This window comes from Pseudoalteromonas sp. 11L1, assembly GCF_055397545.1.
Genome location: NZ_AP041141.1, coordinates 992,631 through 1,016,135, shown reverse-complemented (window position 1 = coordinate 1,016,135; position 23,505 = coordinate 992,631). Strand labels below are relative to the sequence as shown.

The following is a 23,505-nucleotide window of genomic DNA, read 5'->3' as shown; positions in this document are numbered from 1 at the left end:
AGTTTAAGCGTATGATAAAGTTGATACCCATTACTGCTTATCTTCATCCCAGTTGCCAATATCATCATCGGTAGCTGGTTCGCCATCGGGTCCCATAGAAAAAATATCAAACTTACCAATCTCTCCAGGACTAATTAATTGGTAATTATTCCCCCACGGATCTTCTGGTAATTTGCTAATAAAGCCACCATCAGGGAAGCGCTTTGGAATAGGCTCAATACTGGTTTTTGTGACTAATGCCTCTAAGCCTTGCTCTGTACTTGGGTAGCTTTTATTTTTAAGCTTGTACAAACTCATAGCATCTTCTAACTGCTGAATATCTAAATGCGCTTTATCAATAGCCGCTTCTTCTTGCTGACCCATAATATTAGGTGCCACAATCGACATGATCATCCCGATGATAACCAGTACCACCATCACTTCTAATAAAGAAAAACCTGATTGTTTATTCACGTTATTACCTCGTTATTCTAAAAACACTAAGCAAAAATGATTTAAGTAAATCATTAATATAAAAAATAATTAAAGGCCAACAGCCTTATTCATTGCCATAATTGGCTGCAAAATTGCCATTACTATAAACAATACAATGACTGCCATGGAGGCAATCATTGCAGGTTCTAATAATTTTAATGACACATTTACCATACTTTCAAACTCGCGATCTTGATTGTTAGCAGCTCGCTCTAACATTTGCTCAAGTTCACCGGACTTTTCACCACTGGCTATCATATGCAGCATCATTGGTGGAAACAACTTAGTTTGCTGCAGTGAAGCACGTAGACTTGCTCCTTCACTTACTCTTTCTGCGGCATCAGCCACAGCTTGTTTGATTTTTTCGTTAACTAATACCCCACCAGAAATACGCATTCCTTCTAGTAGCGGTACTGAACTTGACGATAAAATACTTAAAGTACGAGCAAAGCGCGCTGTGTTAATTCCTCTAGCAACTTTACCTATGCCTGGCATATGTAATACTTTTGCATCCCACCAAAACCGTACCTTAGGTTTTTTAAGCGCATATTTGATTCCAACCGCGGTAGCGGTGATCACCAATAAACTTATAAACCAGTAATTTTGCACAAAATGACTACCCGCCATAACCCACTCGGTGGTCCAAGGTAAAACTTGTTTAGTTTTTTCGAACGTTTTTAATATTTTAGGTACCACAGTACCCAATAATACCGACACAATACCAATGGCAAACACCACCAAAATAATTGGATACACCATAGCCTGCGTAATTTGACTGCGCATATGTTGGCGCTGCTCAGTGTAATCAGCTAGTCTGTTGAGCACTTGATCTAAGTGACCTGACTTTTCACCTGCCGCCACCATAGCGCGGTACAAATCGTCAAAAACATGCGGAAATTCACTCATACCATCAGCCAGAGTATAACCTTCCACTACTTTCGATCGCACCGACATTAACATACGTTTTAGCCTTGGCTTTTCACACTGCTCAGCAACTGCCATTACCGCCCCCTCTACAGGTAGGGCAGACTGAATTAGGGTTGCAAGCTGACGAGTGATCAAAGCGAGATCGGCTGTTGATATGGTTGGTTTAAATAAAGAACCAAGTAAGGGAGCTTTTTGACCTTTAACTTGTTTGTCATCTTGCGCAGCAGGCACAACCTCAAGCGGCGTGAGCTTTTGATCGCGCAGAAGCTGACGAACTTGCTTAGCTGTATCGGCTTCTAAAATACCTTTTTTTTCTTTTCCCCGGCCATCTAATGCGCGGTATTCAAACGCCGCCATAGCTAGCCTTCCTCACGCGTTACGCGCAGCACTTCTTCAAGCGTTGTTTTACCAGCAAGCACACGGCTGCAACCATCTTGACGAATGCTTGGGCTATGCTTGCGAATGTATTTCTCTACGCTTTGCTCACCTTTACCGCTGTGGATCATTTCACGAATGGTTTCGTCGACAACTAATAACTCGTGAATACCAGTACGACCTCGGTAGCCATTAAAGTTACACTCTTCACATCCTACCGCGCGGTAAATCGTTGGAGCATTGTCAAACGGTACGCCGAGTAATTCACATTCACGCTCATCTGCAACGTGACCTTCTTTACAGCTATTACATAAAGTACGTACCAAGCGCTGGGATAATACCCCTAGTAATGAAGACGATAATAAAAACGGCTCAACGCCCATATCTTCCATACGAGTGATTGCGCCTGAGGCGGTATTAGTATGTAACGTAGACATAACTAAGTGGCCAGTAAGTGATGCTTGTACACCAATTTGGGCTGTTTCTAAATCTCGTATCTCACCGACCATAACTACATCAGGATCTTGACGTAAAATAGCGCGCAGACCACGGGCAAAAGTCATATCAACCTTGGTATTAACCTGTGTTTGGCCAATGCCAGGAATTTCGTACTCGATTGGATCTTCAACCGTTAAAATATTGCGATCCCGCGAGTTAATTTGGCTCATACCTGCATATAGCGTGGTACTTTTACCAGAGCCTGTAGGGCCTGTTACTAAAATTATACCGTGAGGCTTGCTAATTAAGTCGGCAAACAGCTCTCGGTTTCGAGCTGTCATACCTAAGTCTTCTAAGTTTAAACGTGCATTGTTTTTATCAAGCAAACGCAGTACCACTCGCTCACCAAAGCTCGATGGCATAGTCGACACACGCACATCTACAGCGCGCCCAGCGATACGTAAACTAATACGGCCATCTTGCGGTATGCGTTTTTCTGCAATATCGAGTTTGGCCATTACTTTAATGCGCGATACCAACAAAGAGGCTAGTTTACGATTAGGCTTTAGAACTTCTTTGAGTACGCCATCCACCCGAAAACGAATAACCAGCTCTTGCTCAAACGTTTCAATGTGGATATCAGAGGCGCCTTCTTTAATTGCCTCACTGAGCATGGCATTAATCAGCTTTATAATAGGTGCATCGTCGTCACCGGCAAGCAAGTCTTCTGTTTGAGGGAGCTCATCAGCTAGTGAGAATAAATCAACCTCATTACCAATATCTTCCATCATTTGCTGAGTTTCTGAGCTATCACGTTGATACGATGCTTCTAGTAATAGCTCAAACTTATCATCTTCTAGTTGCTCAAGTGTAAAGCCATGTCCTGCAATACGACGCACTTCTAATAATACATCAACATCAAGCTCACCACGGTAATACACAATTTGGTTATCTTTATGCTTACTGAGTAACGCGCCAACACGTCTGGCATAAGAAAACGGCAAACGTTTTGCAGGCAGTTCAATTAAGTCATCTTGAGCAAGCTGTTCATCATTACTATGAGTAATTGGATGAATAACATCTTGATTAATATCTTCTATCGCATTAGTCATCATTACGCTCTTGTGCATTTTGTTTGCGTAAATGCTCTTCATACGTTGGTGGTAACAACAATTCGTCATTCCACTCAGGTAAAATAGGTGTGTCTGACATTGGCATTAAATTAATACCATCTTCACGTTTTTTAAATTGTTCACCGCGAATAAAGTTATATTTATTAAAGCTAAGTTTATTCATACTAACGCCATCGCGAATAATGGTCGGTCTTATAAATACAATAAGATTACGCTTACGCTTTGTTGTATTAGTTGACTTAAATAAGTGCCCTAAAATAGGGATGTCGCCTAGTAATGGCACTTTTGACACGCTTTCTTGTACATCTTCATCTATTAAGCCGCCTAATACCACCATGCCGCCATCATCTGCCATTACGGTTGTTTTAATTGCGCGCTTATTGACTGAAATATCAACTGCCGTTGCACCACTTACACTAGAAACTTCTTGCTCAATGGTTAATTGCACTGCAGAACCATCGTTAATTTGTGGTGTCACTTTAAGTTTTATACCCACTTCTTGGCGCTCAACCGTCTGGAATGGGTTAGTATTATTACTACCTGTTTGCGAGCCAGTAATAATTGGCACTTCTTGGCCAACTAAAATAGACGCTTCTTCGTTATCCATAGTGGTAATAGAGGGAGTCGCTAGAATATTAGAATTAGTATCGGTTGAAACCGCTTGTACGATTGCGCCCCAATCGTTTTTAATCACTCCCATGGCTAAACCATTAATACCACCAAGTAATGATGCAAGCGGGCCGTAGTCACCCTCTGAAGTTTCATCATATTCAGTTGGAGTACCCGTCTCTGTTCCAATAATTGTTTTAGTTATTGTTGTGTCACGAGCTTGCTCAGCAGCTACAGCTAAAGCACCGACAGGCACAGTGGTACCATTATTAAATTGCAGCATGCCGCCTTCTTCTGAAATCCATTGCAGACCAAAGTTAACGCCATCGCCTTCCATTACTTCAATTATAATGGCTTCCACTAGTACTTGTGCGCGGCGAATATCTAAGCGCGCAATAACAGACTCTAGTGAACGCATTGTATCTGGCTGAGCGGTAATAACTAATGAATTAGAATCTGGATGAGCTTCAATGCTAGTGTCATTCTTATTACTACTGCGAGTTTTGGTTGCCCCACCTTTTGAGTCCTCTGCCAGCGATTTGCTCACACCTTGGAGTACTTTTACTAAATCTTCGGCCTTTGCGTAATTGAGGTAAAACACTTTGGTATTACCTTGGCTTTCCAGCTCTCCATCTAAACGTTTAATGAGCTCAATGGCACGTGTGCGTGCTTGGCCTTCACCACTGACAATCACACTATTAGTACGACCATCAGCTACAACTTTAGGAATTAAAAACTCAGGTACGCTACCCTTGCCACTATCTTTATAAATATTTTCAACTACTGAGACAACATCATCAGCCGTTGCAAACTTGAGCTTAACGATATCGACTCGCTTATCACCCGCTTGATCAACAGAGCGAATAATTTCTACTAAGCGGTTAACCGAGGCTGCATGACCAGTTAGCATCATTACGTTGGCCGCGTTAAAGTTAGCAACGTGACCACCGTCTTTTTGATCGCTAAATTGGCGAACTAAAGGGCCTAACTCTTGTACGCTTACATTTTTAACTCGCACAACCCGTGTAATCATCATATCGCCAAGCGCTTGGCTATCAGCAGTAATTAATGGCACATTTGACTTTTTGGCATCTGAGCTTTTTTCTATTTTTATTATGTTGTTATCCATTTCGACGGCTGAATAACCGTAAACTTCTAAAACATTTAAAAAGAACTGATAGTAAAGTGCCTCATCCATTAATTCGTAACTACGTACATTTACTTTGCCACGCACGTTAGGATCAATAATGATGGTTTTATTAAGGTTTTTGCCAACAATATTAATAAACTCATTAATATCTGTGCCCTTAAAGTTAGCAGCGTATTCAACAGCAGCAACCGACATAGAAAGACTTGCCGCTAAAAAAAGTGCTGCATACTTAGCTAACCCTTTTTTAATTTTTTTGAGGTGTAGCACCTGAACCATTATGTTAAAACTCCAAAGCTAAGTTATTGCAGACTAAATAGTACATCTATTTGCTCACCATCACGCTCTATTGTGATAGTTGCATCTGTACTGTTTCGCAGCTCATTCATTGCTGCCATTGCCTGTTTTAAATCTGTTAATTGATAACCGTTAATTGCCACGGCTAAATCGTTATTTTGTAATCCCATTTGTTTAAATAGTTCGGGCTCTTTACCTGGACTCAAACGATAACCTATAAGTTCCCCATCATTCATCGCTTGAGAAACACGTATATAATCAAATAGCTTACCAGGTTCTTCTAAAAGCTCTTCGCGAGTTTCTATTAATGCTTCTTTCACCTCAAGGTTGGCAGTGACATCAATTTGTTCATCGCTTTGTGCTGAAGGCGCTAAAGGTCCCATTTCAGACTCATCTCGTGCAGCGAGTACTGGCATTGATACTGTTTTAGTAAAGTCGAGTCCATCAAGCATTAAGGTTTCAAAGCGGCCACTTACATCTAAAATCACACGATCTGGGAGTATTTGCGATACTTTCGCACGTGTACCTTGCACCACATCCTCCACTAAATAACTCGTCTGGCGACCTTGTGACTCAATAATAGCCATTCCCGCCTTATCATCATTACTCACAGCAACAATACCGGTTAAGTTAATACTAAGACGCGTTTCAGGGGCATTATTGATAACTTTAGTTTGCGAAGCAGTATTGGTATTTTTTGTTACATTTACTTTACCAAATAAAAATTGCTCAATGATCGAATCTATAGACTGGTTATTACCGCCCATTGCTTGGCTAGAGTGGCTAATAGGAACAAGGGGCGATGTTATTGGCTGCGGCCATAATAACCACATCAATTTTGATAATAAAAATGCAATATAAACAACAACTAAAACCATAACCATTGCACTTAATCTCGCGTGCGGTAAACGGCTTAATAAATGTTTAAATTGTTGAACGTGCTGTTCCATAGGTAGTATTCTTATTTTAATTTATAACGAAATCACTCAGCCATAGTACCTTTTCATTTTTCATTCAACAAGCACGCTAATATTAAACTTTGTAAACAGATTGATTTATTTATCGTATCAGCTATCAAGCAATAGCTACATGCGGTAACGGTTTCGTGATAATTTACCTAGTAGTAAATTTACTAGGGATGTTTTATGACAAAGAAAACTAAACTCAATGACAGCTCAGAAAGCGCTGACGCACTTAAAGTGAGGTTGGACAAATGGTTATGGGCGGCTCGATTTTATAAAACGCGTGCAATAGCACGAGAAATGGTACAAGGCGGCAAAGTACATTATAATGGCCAACGCAGTAAGGCTAGTAAAATTGTAGAAATTGGCGCAATTATAAAGCTAGCCCAAGGCGTTGACGAAAAAACTATCACAGTATTAAATATACTTGAAAAGCGCCAAAGCGCCCCCATTGCACAGTCCATGTATCAAGAATCTGATGCTAGTATTGCTAAGCGTGAAGAAAATAGTATTGCACGCAAAAATAACAGTTTCTTTGCCCCACATCCGGATAAAAAACCAGATAAGAAGCAAAGACGCGAACTTTTAAAAATGAAATCAAGTTAGGTATAGCCGCTCATGCAACAAGATTTACTTCACCGCTATTTATTTGACAACCTCGATGTTCGTGGCGAACTCGTACAAATAGACAACGCTTACAATGAAATGATTGCGAAACACAATTATCCAGAGCCCGTTAAAGCATTATTAGGTGAGCTGCTTGTTGCAACCTGTTTATTAACAGCAACGTTAAAGTTTGAAGGCGAAATTGCGGTTCAACTACAAGGTGATGGACCCGTAAAATATGCGGTGATCAATGGTGATGATCAACAAAATATGCGTGGCATTGCGCGATTACAAAGTGAAGTAACTGGCTCAACGGTAAAAGAGCTCATTGGCCAAGGCTACATGGTTATCACGATTACTCCAACTCAAGGTGAGCGTTACCAAGGTATAGTGCCTTTAGAGCATGATACATTAAGTGAATGTATAGAAAGCTATTTTGAGCAGTCTGAGCAATTAAAAACACGCCTTTGGTTTGCAACCGATACTAAAGAGGGCAGCGCCAAGGCATGTGGGCTATTCTTACAAGTACTACCTGTAGATAAGCAAAAATCGATTGAAGATTTTACTCACTTAGAAGCACTCAGTAATACTATTAAAGATGAAGAACTACTAGAGCTTGATGCCAGTACTATTTTAACGCGCCTTTATCATGAAGATAACCCACGCGTATTTGACCCTCAACCAATTCAATTTAAATGTGGTTGTAATCGCGAAAAAACGATGACTGCTTTAGTTAATGTTGGTCAACAAGCGCTTATGGATGATGTCGAAAAAAATGGTGAGATTAAAATGAGCTGCCATTACTGTTTAAAAGATTATGTGTTTAACGAACAAGATATAAAAAATATATTTAACTAATCTAGATTTTTTAAAGCACACTATAAAATAGCCATAATTTTTTTATGGCTTTTTTATGTCCAAAAAATGACACCGGTATCACAAGCTGAGCATTTTTCATGACACCGGTATCATTGAAATTATTCATGTTTTTCCCTTAATTTATATGCTTTTACGGCGTTTATAAGCTCGAATATCCTTAATCCATCTGTTACTATATTTGCAGCTTAAAGGTTACTAAGACCCAGAGCTATCCCGTTCAATCTCACACAATTTAGGTATAAACATGACTTCAAGCGCTACCCGTTTTGTCGATCTAACTGCAGCTGAACTTGTCGAACACGCTATCAGCCGTGGCGAAGGGACTTTAGCCGCCAATGGTGCTTTTGTAGCTAACACTGGTCGTCGTACCGGTCGTTCTCCAAAAGATCGTTTTATTGTTCAAGAATCAAGTACTGAAAATGAAATCCAATGGGGCAATGTAAACCGCCCATTCGATGCAGATAAGTTTGACGCCTTATGGGCACGTGTAGAAGCACATGTGCAAAGTAATGACCACTTTATCTCTCACCTTGAAGTAGGCGCTGATCCAGAGCACTACCTTCCAGTGGTTGTAACAACAGAAACTGCTTGGCACCATATCTTCGCTAAAAACATGTTCATCGAACCACAGTCATACAACAAAGCCGACTTTCCTCAGTGGCAGGTAATGAACGTACCTTCGTTTGTATGTGATCCAGAGCGCGATGGTACCAATAGCGATGGCACAGTTATTATTAACTTTGCACAACGTAAAGTGTTACTTGCTGGCATGCGCTACGCGGGTGAAATGAAAAAATCGATGTTCTCTGTGCAAAACTTCCTACTACCAGCGAAAGGTGTATTACCAATGCACTGTTCTGCTAACGTAGGTGAAGCAGGAGATACCGCATTATTCTTTGGTTTATCTGGTACAGGTAAAACAACATTATCAGCAGATCCAACTCGCTTCTTAATCGGTGATGACGAGCACGGCTGGGCACCAGGTAGTGTATTTAATATCGAAGGTGGTTGTTACGCTAAATGTATCGACCTTTCTCAAAAGAACGAACCTGTTATCTGGGACGCTATTCGATTCGGTACAATTTTAGAGAATGTGGTACTTGATGAAAACCGTGTTCCTGATTTCAACGATACCAGCCTAACTCAAAATAGCCGTGCAGCTTACCCACTAGAGCACGTTGAAAAACGTAAAGTTGAAAACCGCGCAGGTGAGCCTAAGGCTGTTGTTTTCCTAACATGTGATGTGAGTGGTGTACTACCGCCAGTATCTGTTCTAACCGAAGAAGCTGCAGCATTTCACTTCCTAAGTGGCTACACAGCAAAAGTTGGCTCTACAGAAATTGGTTCTACTAGCGATATTGAATCAACATTCTCAACCTGTTTTGGTGCTCCTTTCTTCCCACGCCCTGCAGGTGTATACGCAGAGCTTCTAATGAAGCGTGTACGTGAATTCGGCGCTAAAGTTTACCTAGTTAACACTGGATGGACAGGTGGCCCTTACGGTATTGGTAAGCGTTTTGATATTCCAACAACACGAGCTGTTGTGGATGCAATCGTATCTGGAAAATTAGCCGGTGTAGAAACCCAACACATTGACGTGCTAAACCTAGACGTACCAGTTGCAGTACCGGGCGTAGATAGCAAGCTTCTTAACCCAATCAATACCTGGGAAGACAAAGCTAAATACGCAGAGTATGCGGCTAAGCTTGCATCTGATTTCACAGAAAATTTTGCTAAATACGACGTATCTGACGAAATTAAAAACGCAGGCCCTAAAGTTTAATAATCACCTTTAGCCTGATAATTAAAACGCCAACCTTGAGTTGGCGTTTTTGATCCTATCTATTTTACTTCAGCAACATAGTTACTTTAATAATTGCTGATAAGCCACCTATTAGCTAAAACGTTTTCCCTATGTTTTGTGCATTCCTTAATAAAGGCTCACCGAGAGCCTATTAAGCTTTAAAGTAGCAGTTACTAGTTTGTATATCTCAAATTAAACGCTATTAAACTATGTCACATTAGTAAAGTTACGGGATGTCATCAGCAATGAAACAATACTGTAGGGTATATCTGTCCAATACCTCACTCTTTACCCTGTTAGAGCACATCAAACAACACTAGCTATTACTGGTAAACTCCTACGAACACAAGAAGGCTCAAGTCATTCGAGTCTTGCTTGCTTTTGGAGTGAGTGTGCTACTTCGTAGTGACCGCGCAGTAGAATATCGTAGTGCCTAGAGCGCTAGAGAGACACATAGCAAGGTACATTTAATGTTTTTAATGGGTTTCATTGGCTCTGAGGTTAACGTTGCGCTATTTTGCCCATGGGTTTCGTAATACTCAACCCTCGCTACGATGGTCAGGTTAACGCTGTGCAGCTGATAGCTGACGGCTGACGGCTGACGGCTGACGGCTGACGGCTGACGGCTAATATTTTCACTTTTCTGCAGACGTAAAAAAGCCCGACTCTTTTGAGTCGGGCTTTCTCTTATTTGGAGCCTGGTAATGACCTACTTTCACATAACAAATGCTACACTATCATCGGCGCTGTTTCGTTTCACTACTGAGTTCGGCATGGGGTCAGGTGGGTCCAAAACGCTATTGTCACCAAGCAAATTTGGTGTCAGTCCGTATCGCTACGCACTAACTAAAATTTGGAATTCTGATAATAAAAGTTTTCAGTAATCTACTTTAGTCTATTAACTTCTTCGCTTGTTTCACTATCACATAAAACGCGTTTGGCGTTGTATGGTTAAGCCTCACGGGTAATTAGTACAAGTTAGCTTAATGGCTCACACCACTTCCACATCTTGCCTATCAACGTTGTAGTCTTCAACGGCCCTTCAGAGACTTTAAAAGTCTAGTGAGAACTCATCTCGAGGCCTGCTTCGCGCTTAGATGCTTTCAGCGCTTATCAGTTCCGAACGTAGCTACCGGGCAATGCCATTGGCATGACAACCCGAACACCAGCGGTTCGTTCACTCCGGTCCTCTCGTACTAGGAGCAACCCCTCTCAATTCTCAAACGCCCACGGCAGATAGGGACCGAACTGTCTCACGACGTTCTAAACCCAGCTCGCGTACCACTTTAAATGGCGAACAGCCATACCCTTGGGACCGACTTCAGCCCCAGGATGTGATGAGCCGACATCGAGGTGCCAAACACCGCCGTCGATATGAACTCTTGGGCGGTATCAGCCTGTTATCCCCGGAGTACCTTTTATCCGTTGAGCGATGGCCCTTCCATTCAGAACCACCGGATCACTATGACCTACTTTCGTACCTGCTCGACGTGTCTGTCTCGCAGTTAAGCTGGCTTCTACCATTACACTAACCGTACGATGTCCGACCGTACTTAGCCAACCTTCGTGCTCCTCCGTTACTCTTTGGGAGGAGACCGCCCCAGTCAAACTACCCACCAGGCACTGTCCGTAACCCCGATTCAGGGGCCAACGTTAGAACATCAAAACTACAAGGGTGGTATTTCAAGGACGACTCCACAAAAACTAGCGTCTCTGCTTCAAAGTCTCCCACCTATCCTACACATGTAGGTTCAATGTTCAGTGCCAAGCTGTAGTAAAGGTTCACGGGGTCTTTCCGTCTAGCCGCGGGTACACAGCATCTTCACTGCGATTTCAATTTCACTGAGTCTCGGGTGGAGACAGCGTGGCCATGGTTACACCATTCGTGCAGGTCGGAACTTACCCGACAAGGAATTTCGCTACCTTAGGACCGTTATAGTTACGGCCGCCGTTTACCGGGGCTTCGATCAAGAGCTTCTCCGAAGATAACCCCATCAATTAACCTTCCGGCACCGGGCAGGTGTCACACCGTATACGTCATCTTGCGATTTTGCACAGTGCTGTGTTTTTAATAAACAGTCCCAGCCACCTGGTCACTGCGGCTCCAATCAGCTTAGAGAGCAAGTCTCATCACCAATCGGAGCGTACCTTCTCCCGAAGTTACGGTACGATTTTGCCTAGTTCCTTCACCCGAGTTCTCTCAAGCGCCTTAGTATTCTCTACCTGACCACCTGTGTCGGTTTGGGGTACGATTCGGTATAATCTGAAGCTTAGAGGCTTTTCCTGGAAGTATGGCATCAGCAACTTCATCACCGTGGTGACTCGTCTCGTGTCTCAGCCTAACAGTAACCCGGATTTACCTAAGTCACTAGCCTACACACTTTCACATGGACTACCATCGCCATGCTTGCTTAGCCTGCTCCGTCCCCCCATCGCAATTATACCAAGTACGGAAATATTAATCCGTTTCCCATCGACTACGCCTTTCGGCCTCGCCTTAGGGGTCGACTTACCCTACCCTGATTAACATGGGATAGGAACCCTTGGTCTTCCGGCGTGCGGGTTTTTCACCCGCATTATCGTTACTCATGTCAGCATTCGCACTTCTGATACGTCCAGCATACCTCCCGGTACACCTTCAACCGCTTACAGAACGCTCCCCTACCACTCAGAATAAATTCTGAATCCGCAGCTTCGGTGCATAGTTTAGCCCCGTTACATCTTCCGCGCAGACCGACTCGACCAGTGAGCTATTACGCTTTCTTTAAAGGATGGCTGCTTCTAAGCCAACCTCCTGGCTGTCTGGGCCTTTCCACATCGTTTCCCACTTAACTATGACTTTGGGACCTTAGCTGGCGGTCTGGGTTGTTTCCCTCTTCACGACGGACGTTAGCACCCGCCGTGTGTCTCCCGGATATTACTTTACGGTATTCGGAGTTTGCAAAGGGTTGGTAAGTCGGGATGACCCCCTAGCCTTAACAGTGCTCTACCCCCGTAAGTATTCGTCCGAGGCTCTACCTAAATAGATTTCGGGGAGAACCAGCTATCTCCCGGTTTGATTAGCCTTTCACTCCTAACCACAGGTCATCCCCTAACTTTTCAACGTTAGTGGGTTCGGTCCTCCAATTGATGTTACTCAATCTTCAACCTGCCCATGGCTAGATCACCGGGTTTCGGGTCTATACCTTGCAACTATTCGCCCAGTTAAGACTCGGTTTCCCTACGGCTACCCTAATCGGTTAACCTCGCTACAAAATATAAGTCGCTGACCCATTATACAAAAGGTACGCAGTCACCCTCGAGGGGCTCCTACTGCTTGTACGTACACGGTTTCAGGTTCTATTTCACTCCCCTCACAGGGGTTCTTTTCGCCTTTCCCTCACGGTACTGGTTCACTATCGGTCAGTTGGGAGTATTTAGCCTTAGATGATGGTCCACCTATATTCAGTCAAAGTTTCACGTGCTCCGACCTACTCGATTTCACTTAAAATGCATTTTCATGTACGGGACTATCACCCTGTATCGTGGCACTTTCCAGAGCCTTCCATTAACACATAATAAGCTTAAGGGCTGTTCCGATTTCGCTCGCCGCTACTATCGGAATCTCGGTTGATTTCTTTTCCTACGGGTACTTAGATGTTTCAGTTCTCCGCGTTCGCCTCGTTAACCTATGTATTCAGTTAACGATACCTGCAAGCAGGTGGGTTTCCCCATTCGGAAATCCTAGTCTCAAGTGCTTTTTACTAGCTTGACTAGGCTTATCGCAAGTTAATACGTCCTTCATCGCCTCCAACTGCCAAGGCATCCACCGTGTACGCTTAGTCACTTAACCATACAACCCAAACGGGTCTTTGTTTTGTGACAGTTTAACTTCGCCAGAAGTTAATATTGAATACTAAAGTAGATACCAATTAATCCGAAGATTAAATTGGCACTGAATGATACTGCTATCATTCTTTTTTACTTTTGAAAACTCTGTACAAATACAATGTATTCATACGAATTTTATTATCAGCTTTTCCAAATTTTTAAAGAGCATATTAATTAGTTAACCCAAAGGGTAAAACTAACTAACAATCATCTGTGTGGACACTACGAACAAATAAGTTCTAAATCGTATAAGGAGGTGATCCAGCCCCAGGTTCCCCTAGGGCTACCTTGTTACGACTTCACCCCAGTCATGAATCACTCCGTGGTAAACGTCCTCCCGAGGGTTAGACTATCTACTTCTGGAGCAACCCACTCCCATGGTGTGACGGGCGGTGTGTACAAGGCCCGGGAACGTATTCACCGCGTCATTCTGATACGCGATTACTAGCGATTCCGACTTCATGGAGTCGAGTTGCAGACTCCAATCCGGACTACGACGCACTTTAAGTGATTCGCTTACCTTCGCAGGTTCGCAGCACTCTGTATGCGCCATTGTAGCACGTGTGTAGCCCTACACGTAAGGGCCATGATGACTTGACGTCGTCCCCACCTTCCTCCGGTTTATCACCGGCAGTCTCCTTAGAGTTCTCAGCATTACCTGCTAGCAACTAAGGATAGGGGTTGCGCTCGTTGCGGGACTTAACCCAACATCTCACAACACGAGCTGACGACAGCCATGCAGCACCTGTATCAGAGTTCCCGAAGGCACCAAACCATCTCTGGTAAGTTCTCTGTATGTCAAGTGTAGGTAAGGTTCTTCGCGTTGCATCGAATTAAACCACATGCTCCACCGCTTGTGCGGGCCCCCGTCAATTCATTTGAGTTTTAACCTTGCGGCCGTACTCCCCAGGCGGTCTACTTAATGCGTTAGCTTTGAAAAACAGAACCGAGGTTCCGAGCTTCTAGTAGACATCGTTTACGGCGTGGACTACCAGGGTATCTAATCCTGTTTGCTCCCCACGCTTTCGTACATGAGCGTCAGTGTTGACCCAGGTGGCTGCCTTCGCCATCGGTATTCCTTCAGATCTCTACGCATTTCACCGCTACACCTGAAATTCTACCACCCTCTATCACACTCTAGTTTGCCAGTTCGAAATGCAGTTCCCAGGTTGAGCCCGGGGCTTTCACATCTCGCTTAACAAACCGCCTGCGTACGCTTTACGCCCAGTAATTCCGATTAACGCTCGCACCCTCCGTATTACCGCGGCTGCTGGCACGGAGTTAGCCGGTGCTTCTTCTGTCAGTAACGTCACAGCTAGCAGGTATTAACTACTAACCTTTCCTCCTGACTGAAAGTGCTTTACAACCCGAAGGCCTTCTTCACACACGCGGCATGGCTGCATCAGGCTTGCGCCCATTGTGCAATATTCCCCACTGCTGCCTCCCGTAGGAGTCTGGGCCGTGTCTCAGTCCCAGTGTGGCTGATCATCCTCTCAAACCAGCTAGGGATCGTCGCCTTGGTGAGCCATTACCTCACCAACTAGCTAATCCCACTTGGGCCAATCTAAAGGCGAGAGCCGAAGCCCCCTTTGGTCCGTAGACATTATGCGGTATTAGCAGTCGTTTCCAACTGTTGTCCCCCACCTCAAGGCATGTTCCCAAGCATTACTCACCCGTCCGCCGCTCGTCAGCAAAGTAGCAAGCTACTCTCTGTTACCGCTCGACTTGCATGTGTTAGGCCTGCCGCCAGCGTTCAATCTGAGCCATGATCAAACTCTTCAATTAAAAAGTTTTTTGTCTTTCGACAGCTCAATGAATTCTGAATTTATTTAATATCTTTCGATATTGAATTGACTGTGCTGCAATTCCTACCTAAGTAGTTATTGCTGTTGGTCACTCAGTTTCAATTGAGACTCTAAATTTGTTTGCCTCACTTAGTAAACTAAGCTTGGCTGTTAGAACTCAATCTGTACGAGTGCCCACACAGATGATTGCTTTATATTGTTAAAGAACGTTGCGATTAAAGCGTTAAACTTTATCTCGCTAGGGCTGCGCATATTACGCTTTCCTATTTTTTTGTCAACACTTAATTTTGTTAAACTTGAAAGTTTTCAAAACTAAGTTTTACTCGACTCACTGAGTAGCTCGTGCCTCGCTATGCGTTGCGTTCTGCCGTCTCAGTGGGGTCGCATTATAGGGAGATCCGAAAACAGATCAACCCTTTTTTGAAGAAAACTTGAAATAAATGACTGTTCGTTGGATATTTAGACTAAACGCTTAAAAAGACAACTAAAGCTAATCATATTTCGCCTTTAAAGCTGTAAAAACTTATTTTTTGGAAAAATCTTTTCATAGTTATTGTAGCGATTACTAAGAAAACAAATTGTTTAGCTTTATATGGCCATTTAGATTAGTGGCGAATAAGTACATCAGGCAAGGACTCTACTATATAAAGTTAATGAGCTATTGGAGGGTATCAACTATTTCGAACTTTTTTATATTAATAACTATAAACTGTAAAAGTCGTTACATGGTCATATATTTATTAATCTAAATAGCTTTACTTATAAATAGAAAGATAGCAGTCCTAAACGCTCGCATTATGATTCGTCGATTCTAGTTAGGCTATTTTATTAGATGAAAGGAATGAGAATAAATTTGCTATTAATAATAGAGCTAAAAGCTTTATTCATTTTGTGTGAATTTTAGATATTAAAAAGCCGAGCATAAGCTCGGCTTTTTGGTGTCTCTTTAAGACTTACTCTGCAGACTGCGCGTCTTCTTGAACTTCTTCGCTCGCCGCTGGGCGACCAACTAGTTCAATATAAGCCATTGGTGCATTATCACCAGCACGGAAGCCACACTTAAGAATACGAGTGTAACCACCTGGACGATCCGCATTACGAGGACCGATTTCACTGAATAACTTACCAACTACTTCATTATCACGCGTGCGAGCAAACGCTAAACGGCGATTTGCTACACTGTCAGTCTTAGCCAGTGTGATTAAAGGTTCAATTACACGGCGTAACTCTTTCGCTTTAGGCAAAGTAGTTTTGATGATTTCATGTTTCACCAAAGAACCTGCCATATTGCTGAACATCGCTTTACGATGGCTACTGTTACGGTTTAATTGACGACCACTCTTACGATGGCGCATGACCCTATCCTTCTAACTAAACTAATATAGTGATTTAGATTATTCAGCTAGGCTTGCAGGCGGCCAATTTTCTAGGCGCATGCCTAGAGAAAGACCACGTGAAGCTAGCACGTCTTTTATTTCAGTTAGAGACTTCTTACCTAGATTAGGCGTTTTAAGAAGCTCAACTTCAGTGCGCTGAACTAAATCACCGATATATTGAATTTGCTCGGCTTTCAAACAGTTTGCTGAACGTACTGTTAATTCAAGATCATCAACTGGACGAAGTAGAATAGGATCGAATTCTGGCTTCTCTTCTTTCTCTTCTGGCTCAGTTACATCACGTAAATCTACGAATGCATCTAATTGCTCAGCTAAGATAGTAGACGCACGGCGGATCGCTTCTTCAGGATCTAAGGTGCCGTTTGTTTCCATATCAATGATTAACTTGTCTAAATCTGTACGTTGCTCAACACGGGCTGATTCAACCGAGTACGCAATACGTTCAACTGGGCTGAATGATGCATCAAGCAGCAATCGACCAATTGGACGCTCATCGTCATCAGAGGATAAACGACTAGATGCCGGCACATAACCACGACCACGCTCAACACGAATACGCATGCTGATCTCGCTGTTATTTGTTGTTAAATTACAAATAACATGATCTGGGTTAGCAATTGTTACATCGCCATCGTGCTGAATATCTGCCGCAGTCACAGGGCCTACACCAGATTTAGTCAGGGTCAGAAAAACTTCATCTTTGCCTTCTAACGTTACCGCTAGACCTTTAAGGTTTAGTAGTATTTCAATGATGTCTTCTTGTACGCCTTCTTTCGCGCTGTACTCATGCAATACACCGTCGATTTCAACTTCAGTTACTGCACATCCAGGCATAGATGATAACAGTATACGGCGTAAGGCATTACCCAAAGTGTGACCAAAGCCACGCTCGAGTGGTTCTAAAACTACTTTAGAACGCGTTGGGTTGATAGCGTCGATATCGACTAACCTTGGTTTTAGAAATTCTGTAACAGAACCCTGCATTTTATCCTCTCTTAACTCTTAACTTTACTTAGAGTAAAGTTCGACGATTAGTTGTTCATTAATGTCCGCAGACAGATCTGAACGCTCAGGTAGGCGCTTGAAGCTACCTTCCAATTTCTTACCGTCAACTTCAACCCAAGTCGGCTTTTCACGTTGCTCAGCCAACTCTAGAGCAGCGATGATACGTGCTTGTGTTTTAGACTTCTCACGAATTACAACAGTATCTTCTGGAGTAATTACGTATGAAGGAATATTCACAACACGACCATTAACTAGAATCGCTTTGTGGCTTACTAACTGACGTGCTTCAGCGCGTGTGCTAGCAAAACCCATGCGATATACAACATTGTCTAAACGTTGCTCTAAAAGCTGTAACAAGTTTTCACCTGTGTTGCCTTTAAGGCGAGCAGCTTCTTTGTAGTAGTTACGGAATTGCTTTTCTAATACACCGTAAATACGACGTACTTTTTGCTTTTCACGTAATTGTAAACCGTAATCAGATAAGCGTCCTTTACGAGCGCCGTGCTGACCAGGTGCAGTCTCAAGTTTACACTTAGAGTCGATAGCTCTTACGCCGCTCTTAAGGAACAGGTCAGTACCTTCACGACGACTCAGCTTGAGCTTAGGGCCCAAATATCTTGCCATGTTATTTCTCCTAACCTATTGTTAAACGCGACGTTTCTTCGGTGGACGACAACCATTATGTGGTATTGGCGTCACGTCAGTAATGTTGGTGATACGGTAACCAGCAGCATTCAAAGCACGTACAGCAGATTCACGACCTGGACCTGGACCTTTGATGAAAACTTCTAGATTTTTTAAACCGTATTCTTGAGCAGCAGTACCTGCACGCTCTGCAGCAACCTGAGCAGCGAATGGAGTAGATTTACGTGAACCACGGAAACCTGAACCACCGGCAGTAGCCCATGATAGTGCATTACCTTGACGGTCGGTAATCGTTACAATAGTGTTGTTGAAAGACGCATGAACATGAGCCATACCATCAGCAACTTGCTTTTTAACCTTTTTACGACGAATTGGTGTCTTAGCCATTTTACTATCCCCTTATCGCTTAATAGGCTTACGAGGACCCTTACGGGTACGCGCGTTAGTCTTTGTTCTTTGACCACGAAGTGGTAAAGAGCGACGGTGACGTAGGCCACGGAAACAACCAAGGTCCATAAGGCGCTTGATATTCAAAGTAACTTCACGACGAAGGTCACCTTCTACAGTGTACTTGCCAACTGCTTCACGCAATACGTCAAGTGTTTCGTCTGAAAGTTCACCGATTTTTGTGGTCTCGGCGATACCAGTCGCTTCTAAGATAGCCTTAGAGCGAGTCTTACCTATGCCATAAATAGCTGTTAAACCAATAACTGCATGTTTATGATCAGGGACGTTAATGCCAGCGATACGGGCCACTAACACATCTCCTATATTTGAATTTGGTAATCATCTGTTTGAAAAGCCCGTAAGGATACTCAAACGAAGACCAAATCACAACTAAAAACACAGGCCGAGAAACCTCAGCCTGCACGACTGTTTACTTAGCCTTGCCTTTGCTTATGCTTAGGCTCACTGCAAATTACGCGTACTACACCAGCACGTTTAATAACTTTACAGTTACGGCATATTTTCTTAACGGAAGCACGTACTTTCATTGCTCAACTCCGTAAACTGACCTTATCGACCGTAGCCTTTAAGGTTCGCTTTTTTCAGCACAGAATCATACTGATGTGACATCAGATGCGTCTGTACTTGTGCCATAAAGTCCATGATTACAACAACGATAATCAAAATTGATGTACCGCCGAAATAGAATGGCGTTTGCCATGCCATAGTCATGAATTCGGGCACCAGACAGATAAAGGTTATATACAAAGCACCTGCCAATGTCAGGCGTGTCATCACTTTATCAATGTATTTAGATGTCTGCTCACCTGGACGAATACCTGGGATAAATGCGCCAGATTTTTTCAGGTTGTCTGCTGTTTCACGCGGGTTAAAAACCAACGCTGTGTAGAAAAAGCAGAAGAAGATGATAGCCGCAGCTAAAACCATTGCATACAAAGGCTGACCTGGAGTCAACGTTGTAGCAATTGCTTGTAGCACATCAGCAACCGGACCTTCACCCTGGCCGAACCAGCTTGCAATTGTACCAGGGAACAGAATTATACTGCTAGCGAAGATTGGTGGAATAACACCCGCCATATTTACTTTCAGAGGTAAATGCGTGCTTTGAGCAGCAAATACTTGACGACCTTGTTGTCGTTTGGCGTAGTTAACAACAATACGTCGTTGACCACGTTCAAAGAATACAACAAGATAAGTAACAGCGAATACTATAACCGCAACCATCAACAGTACAAAAACATTCAAATCACCTTGGCGCGCCATTTCGGCTGTCGAACCAATAGCAGACGGCAGGTTAGCTACAATACCAACAAATATTAGAACTGAGATACCGTTACCGATACCACGTTCTGTTATCTGTTCGCCCAACCACATAAGGAACATAGTACCGGTTACTAAACTCACCACTGCGGTGAAATAGAATCCCATACCTGGGTTAACAACTAACCCGTTCATCATGCCCGGTAAGCTTGTGGCAATACCGATTGATTGGATAGTAGCAAGCACAAGCGTGCCGTAGCGTGTGTACTGGCTTATCTTTTTACGCCCTTGCTCACCTTCTTTCTTAAGCTCTATAAACGGCGGATACATATGCGTTAATAGTTGCGTAATAATCGAAGCCGAGATATACGGCATGATACCCAGTGCTAACACTGAAGCTCGCTCAAGCGCACCACCGCTAAACATGTTGAACATCTCAACAATGGTGCCCTTTTGTTGCTCGAAGAAATCGGCAAGTACAGCGGCGTCAATCCCAGGGATCGGCACAAATGAACCTAGACGGTAAATTATGATAGCACCCAATACGAAGAGTAATCGGCGCTTCAATTCCGAAAGTCCACCTTGTGCACTTTGTGTATCTTGACCTGGTTTAGCCATTAGTACTTCCTTAGTCTTCTACCTTGCCTCCGGCAGCTTCGATAGCTTCGCGTGCACCTTTAGAAGCCTTAAGGCCTTTAACGGTAACAGCGCGTGAAACTTCGCCAGATTTAACAACTTTAACGAACTGAACGTTCTTTTTAACTAGACCAGCTGCTTGTAACGCGCTTAGGTCTACCACATCGCCTTCAACTTTAGCGATTTCGTATAGGTTAATTTCTGCAGATACTAAAGATTTGCGAGAAGTGAAACCGAACTTAGGTAGACGACGTTGCATAGGCATTTGACCGCCCTCAAAACCAACGCGTACTTTACCGCCAGAACGTGATTTTTGACCTTTGTGACCACGGCCACCAGTCTTACCAAGACCAGAACCGATACCACGACCAACACGTTTTGGAGCAGTTTTTGAACCTGCAGCAGGTGAAAGTGTATTCAAATGCATCGAATTACCCCTCTACCTTAACCATGTAATAAACCTGGTTGATCATACCACGCACACATGCTGTGTCTTCTAACTCAACAGTGTGATTGATACGACGTAAACCAAGACCGCGTAATGTAGCTTTATGCTTCGGTAAACGACCGATAGAGCTTTTTACTTGTGTTACTTTTACAGTTTTATTAGCCATGGTTTACCCCAAAATCTCATCTACTCGAAGACCACGTTTTGCAGCGATCGACTGAGGAGAATTCATGTTCTCAAGAGCTGAGATCGTTGCACGTACAACGTTGATCGGGTTAGTAGAACCGTAACATTTAGAAAGTACGTTCTGCACACCAGTCACTTCAAGTACTGCACGCATAGCACCACCTGCAATGATACCAGTACCTTCAGATGCTGGTTTCATAAACACTTGTGAGCCAGCATGACGTCCTTTAACAGGATGCTGTAATGTGTTGCCATTTAGGTCTACGTTGATCATGTTACGACGTGCTTTTTCCATTGCTTTTTGAATAGCAGCTGGAACTTCACGTGCTTTACCATAACCGAAACCTACTTTACCTGCGCCATCACCAACTACAGTTAGTGCAGTAAAGCTAAAGATACGACCACCTTTAACTACTTTAGACACACGGTTCACCGCGATTAGCTTTTCAGCTAAATCAGGCTGTTGTTGCTTTGCTTCTACGTTAGCCATTGTCTACTCCTAGAATTGCAAACCGGCTTCACGCGCAGCATCAGCTAGCGCCTTCACACGGCCGTGATATTTAAAGCCACTGCGATCAAAAGCAATCTTTTCGATGCCTTTGTCAGCCGCACGTTCAGCAACCGCTTTACCAACTGCTTGTGCAGCTGCAACGTTGCCTGTGCCTTTAACTGTTTCGCTAATAGCTTTCTCAACAGTAGAAGCAGCAGCCAGTACATTACCCTCAGCGTTTACAACTTGAGCGTAAATGTGACGTGGCGTGCGGTGGATAACAAGACGCGTTGTGCCTTGTTCAATATAATTTCTACGAGTGCGTTTAGCACGACGTAGACGAGCTGTTTTTTTATCCATCGTCTTACCTTACTTCTTCTTAGCCTCTTTACGGCGTACATTCTCATCTGAATAACGAACACCTTTACCTTTATAAGGCTCAGGTTTACGGTATGCACGAATGTTAGCAGCTGTTTGACCAACTAACTGCTTGTCTACGCCCTTAACTAGAACTTCTGTTTGGCTTGGAGTTTCAATCGTAATTCCTTCAGGAACTGCGAAATTAACTGGGTGCGAGAAACCAAGAGTTAAGTCTAAAACTTTGCCCTTAGCTGCAGCACGGTAACCAACACCTACTAACTGAAGTTTCTTCTCGTAACCTTCATGCGTACCAACAACCATGTTGTTGATTAGAGCGCGAGCAGTACCTGCTTGTGCCCATGCATTGGCTACGCCTTCACGAGGTAAAGTTGTAATAACGTTGTCGTTAACTTGTACTTCAACAGCATTGTTGATAGTACGAGTAAGTTCACCGTTTTTGCCTTTAACTGTGATTTCCTGGCCTTTTAATGTAACTTCTACACCGGCAGGAACGTTTATTGGTGCCTTTGCTATGCGAGACATAGTTCCCCTCCGATTAAGCTACAAAACCAATGATTTCACCACCAACGCCTGCACTACGTGCTGCGCGGTCTGTCATTAGGCCTTTAGAAGTTGATACGATAGCGATACCTAAACCACCCATTACCTTCGGTAATTCGTCACGTCTCTTATAGATACGTAGACCAGGGCGACTTACACGCTGGATATTTTCAATAACAGCTTTGCCTTCGAAGTACTTTAACTCGATAGAAAGCTCAGGTTTAACATCACCACTTACTGCGAAGTCTGCGATGTAACCTTCATTTTTTAATACATTAGCTACTGCTACTTTCAGTTTCGAATTAGGCATCGTTACAGATACTTTCTTCGCTGACTGACCGTTACGGATTCGTGTAAATAAATCCGCGATAGGATCTTGCAAGCTCATAGTCTTACTCCCATGATTCTATTACCAGCTAGCCTTTTTAAGGCCAGGAATTTCACCGCGCATAGCTGCTTCGCGAACTTTAATACGGCTCATGCCGAATTTGCGAAGGAAACCATGTGGGCGGCCCGTAATGTTACAACGATTACGTTGACGTGCAGGGCTAGAATCACGAGGTAAAGCTTGTAGCTTAAGTACCGCGTCCCAACGATCATCTTCAGATGTATTAACATCACTGATGATAGCTTTTAGTGCTGCACGCTTTTCAGCGTACTGAGCAACTAGTTTAGTGCGCTTTGCTTCGCGCGCTTTCATAGAATTCTTTGCCATAACCCTAC

22 protein-coding genes and 3 rRNA genes are annotated in these 23,505 nt (G+C 43.4%); 3 read left to right on the top strand and 22 right to left on the bottom strand.

Annotated elements, in window-relative coordinates:
• Window positions 1-30 precede the first annotated feature (30 nt).
• The 5 genes from gspG to gspC all read right to left on the bottom strand — a co-directional run bounded on the left by gspG (window position 31) and on the right by gspC (window position 6,350).
• Window positions 31-453, bottom strand: coding sequence for a type II secretion system major pseudopilin GspG (gene gspG, locus ACZ5WS_RS04715; protein WP_008113417.1), 423 nt, complete (start codon window positions 451-453; stop codon window positions 31-33).
• Window positions 454-522: 69 nt separating this feature from the next.
• Window positions 523-1,758 carry a type II secretion system inner membrane protein GspF gene (gspF, locus tag ACZ5WS_RS04710; protein WP_010393005.1) on the bottom strand — a complete coding sequence of 412 codons (1,236 nt, stop codon included), beginning with the start codon at window positions 1,756-1,758 and terminating at the stop codon, window positions 523-525.
• 2 nt (window positions 1,759-1,760) lie between these two features.
• Window positions 1,761-3,326 (bottom strand): type II secretion system ATPase GspE, encoded by a 1,566-nt coding sequence (gene gspE / locus ACZ5WS_RS04705; protein ID WP_464711481.1) that lies wholly within the window; start codon window positions 3,324-3,326, stop codon window positions 1,761-1,763.
• Complete coding sequence (gene gspD, locus ACZ5WS_RS04700) at window positions 3,319-5,382, bottom strand: type II secretion system secretin GspD (protein WP_198522048.1); 2,064 nt, start codon at window positions 5,380-5,382, stop codon at window positions 3,319-3,321. Before gspD ends, gspE begins: the two co-directional genes overlap by 8 nt.
• A gap of 23 nt (window positions 5,383-5,405) precedes the next feature.
• Window positions 5,406-6,350, bottom strand: coding sequence for a type II secretion system protein GspC (gene gspC / locus ACZ5WS_RS04695; protein WP_464710912.1), 945 nt, complete (start codon window positions 6,348-6,350; stop codon window positions 5,406-5,408).
• Window positions 6,351-6,545: 195 nt separating this feature from the next.
• Here gspC and hslR point away from each other — a divergent pair, with 195 nt between their 5' ends.
• The 3 genes from hslR to ACZ5WS_RS04680 all read left to right on the top strand — a co-directional run bounded on the left by hslR (window position 6,546) and on the right by ACZ5WS_RS04680 (window position 9,630).
• Window positions 6,546-6,968, top strand: a complete 423-nt coding sequence (hslR, locus tag ACZ5WS_RS04690) for a ribosome-associated heat shock protein Hsp15 (protein WP_138608173.1) — start codon at window positions 6,546-6,548, stop codon at window positions 6,966-6,968.
• Window positions 6,969-6,980: 12 nt separating this feature from the next.
• A complete protein-coding gene (hslO, locus tag ACZ5WS_RS04685) occupies window positions 6,981-7,826 on the top strand; it encodes an Hsp33 family molecular chaperone HslO (protein ID WP_178956693.1) in 846 nt (281 codons plus the stop codon).
• A gap of 265 nt (window positions 7,827-8,091) precedes the next feature.
• Window positions 8,092-9,630: a phosphoenolpyruvate carboxykinase gene (locus ACZ5WS_RS04680; RefSeq protein WP_138608169.1), complete on the top strand. Its 1,539-nt coding sequence runs from the start codon at window positions 8,092-8,094 to the stop codon at window positions 9,628-9,630.
• Between the two features lie 717 nt (window positions 9,631-10,347).
• On the opposite strand, the gene rrf is transcribed toward ACZ5WS_RS04680, so the two are convergent.
• From rrf to rpsN, 17 genes are all read right to left on the bottom strand, one after another.
• Window positions 10,348-10,462, bottom strand: a 5S ribosomal RNA gene (gene rrf / locus ACZ5WS_RS04675).
• 136 nt (window positions 10,463-10,598) lie between these two features.
• Window positions 10,599-13,483 (bottom strand): 23S ribosomal RNA (locus tag ACZ5WS_RS04670).
• A gap of 287 nt (window positions 13,484-13,770) precedes the next feature.
• Window positions 13,771-15,306 (bottom strand): 16S ribosomal RNA (locus ACZ5WS_RS04665).
• Together the 16S, 23S and 5S rRNA genes form the textbook arrangement of a ribosomal RNA operon.
• A 973-nt stretch (window positions 15,307-16,279) precedes the next feature.
• Window positions 16,280-16,681, bottom strand: coding sequence for a 50S ribosomal protein L17 (gene rplQ / locus ACZ5WS_RS04660; protein WP_008115370.1), 402 nt, complete (start codon window positions 16,679-16,681; stop codon window positions 16,280-16,282).
• A 39-nt stretch (window positions 16,682-16,720) separates the two neighbouring features.
• The gene (locus ACZ5WS_RS04655; protein WP_008115371.1) at window positions 16,721-17,707 is read right to left on the bottom strand and encodes a DNA-directed RNA polymerase subunit alpha; all 987 of its coding nucleotides are present in this window, start codon (window positions 17,705-17,707) and stop codon (window positions 16,721-16,723) included.
• 24 nt (window positions 17,708-17,731) lie between these two features.
• Window positions 17,732-18,352: a 30S ribosomal protein S4 gene (gene rpsD, locus ACZ5WS_RS04650; RefSeq protein WP_002959461.1), complete on the bottom strand. Its 621-nt coding sequence runs from the start codon at window positions 18,350-18,352 to the stop codon at window positions 17,732-17,734.
• A 21-nt stretch (window positions 18,353-18,373) separates the two neighbouring features.
• Entirely contained in the window at window positions 18,374-18,760 is a 387-nt protein-coding gene (gene rpsK, locus ACZ5WS_RS04645; RefSeq protein WP_002959471.1) for a 30S ribosomal protein S11, read from the bottom strand.
• 12 nt (window positions 18,761-18,772) lie between these two features.
• The gene (gene rpsM / locus ACZ5WS_RS04640; protein WP_008115377.1) at window positions 18,773-19,129 is read right to left on the bottom strand and encodes a 30S ribosomal protein S13; all 357 of its coding nucleotides are present in this window, start codon (window positions 19,127-19,129) and stop codon (window positions 18,773-18,775) included.
• 125 nt (window positions 19,130-19,254) lie between these two features.
• Window positions 19,255-19,368, bottom strand: a complete 114-nt coding sequence (rpmJ, locus tag ACZ5WS_RS04635) for a 50S ribosomal protein L36 (RefSeq protein WP_002959476.1) — start codon at window positions 19,366-19,368, stop codon at window positions 19,255-19,257.
• Between the two features lie 22 nt (window positions 19,369-19,390).
• Complete coding sequence (gene secY, locus ACZ5WS_RS04630; RefSeq protein WP_008115380.1) at window positions 19,391-20,719, bottom strand: preprotein translocase subunit SecY; 1,329 nt, start codon at window positions 20,717-20,719, stop codon at window positions 19,391-19,393.
• Between the two features lie 10 nt (window positions 20,720-20,729).
• On the bottom strand, window positions 20,730-21,164 hold the full coding sequence (gene rplO / locus ACZ5WS_RS04625) for a 50S ribosomal protein L15 (RefSeq protein WP_008115382.1): 435 nt from the start codon (window positions 21,162-21,164) through the stop codon (window positions 20,730-20,732).
• 4 nt (window positions 21,165-21,168) lie between these two features.
• Window positions 21,169-21,351: a 50S ribosomal protein L30 gene (gene rpmD, locus ACZ5WS_RS04620; RefSeq protein WP_008115384.1), complete on the bottom strand. Its 183-nt coding sequence runs from the start codon at window positions 21,349-21,351 to the stop codon at window positions 21,169-21,171.
• A 3-nt stretch (window positions 21,352-21,354) separates the two neighbouring features.
• Complete coding sequence (gene rpsE, locus ACZ5WS_RS04615) at window positions 21,355-21,861, bottom strand: 30S ribosomal protein S5 (RefSeq protein ID WP_008115387.1); 507 nt, start codon at window positions 21,859-21,861, stop codon at window positions 21,355-21,357.
• 9 nt (window positions 21,862-21,870) lie between these two features.
• Window positions 21,871-22,221: a 50S ribosomal protein L18 gene (rplR, locus tag ACZ5WS_RS04610; RefSeq protein WP_008115388.1), complete on the bottom strand. Its 351-nt coding sequence runs from the start codon at window positions 22,219-22,221 to the stop codon at window positions 21,871-21,873.
• Between the two features lie 9 nt (window positions 22,222-22,230).
• Window positions 22,231-22,764: a 50S ribosomal protein L6 gene (gene rplF, locus ACZ5WS_RS04605; protein ID WP_008115390.1), complete on the bottom strand. Its 534-nt coding sequence runs from the start codon at window positions 22,762-22,764 to the stop codon at window positions 22,231-22,233.
• A gap of 13 nt (window positions 22,765-22,777) precedes the next feature.
• Entirely contained in the window at window positions 22,778-23,170 is a 393-nt protein-coding gene (rpsH, locus tag ACZ5WS_RS04600; RefSeq protein WP_008115392.1) for a 30S ribosomal protein S8, read from the bottom strand.
• A gap of 21 nt (window positions 23,171-23,191) precedes the next feature.
• Window positions 23,192-23,497 (bottom strand): 30S ribosomal protein S14, encoded by a 306-nt coding sequence (rpsN, locus tag ACZ5WS_RS04595; protein ID WP_006794245.1) that lies wholly within the window; start codon window positions 23,495-23,497, stop codon window positions 23,192-23,194.
• Window positions 23,498-23,505 lie beyond the last annotated feature (8 nt).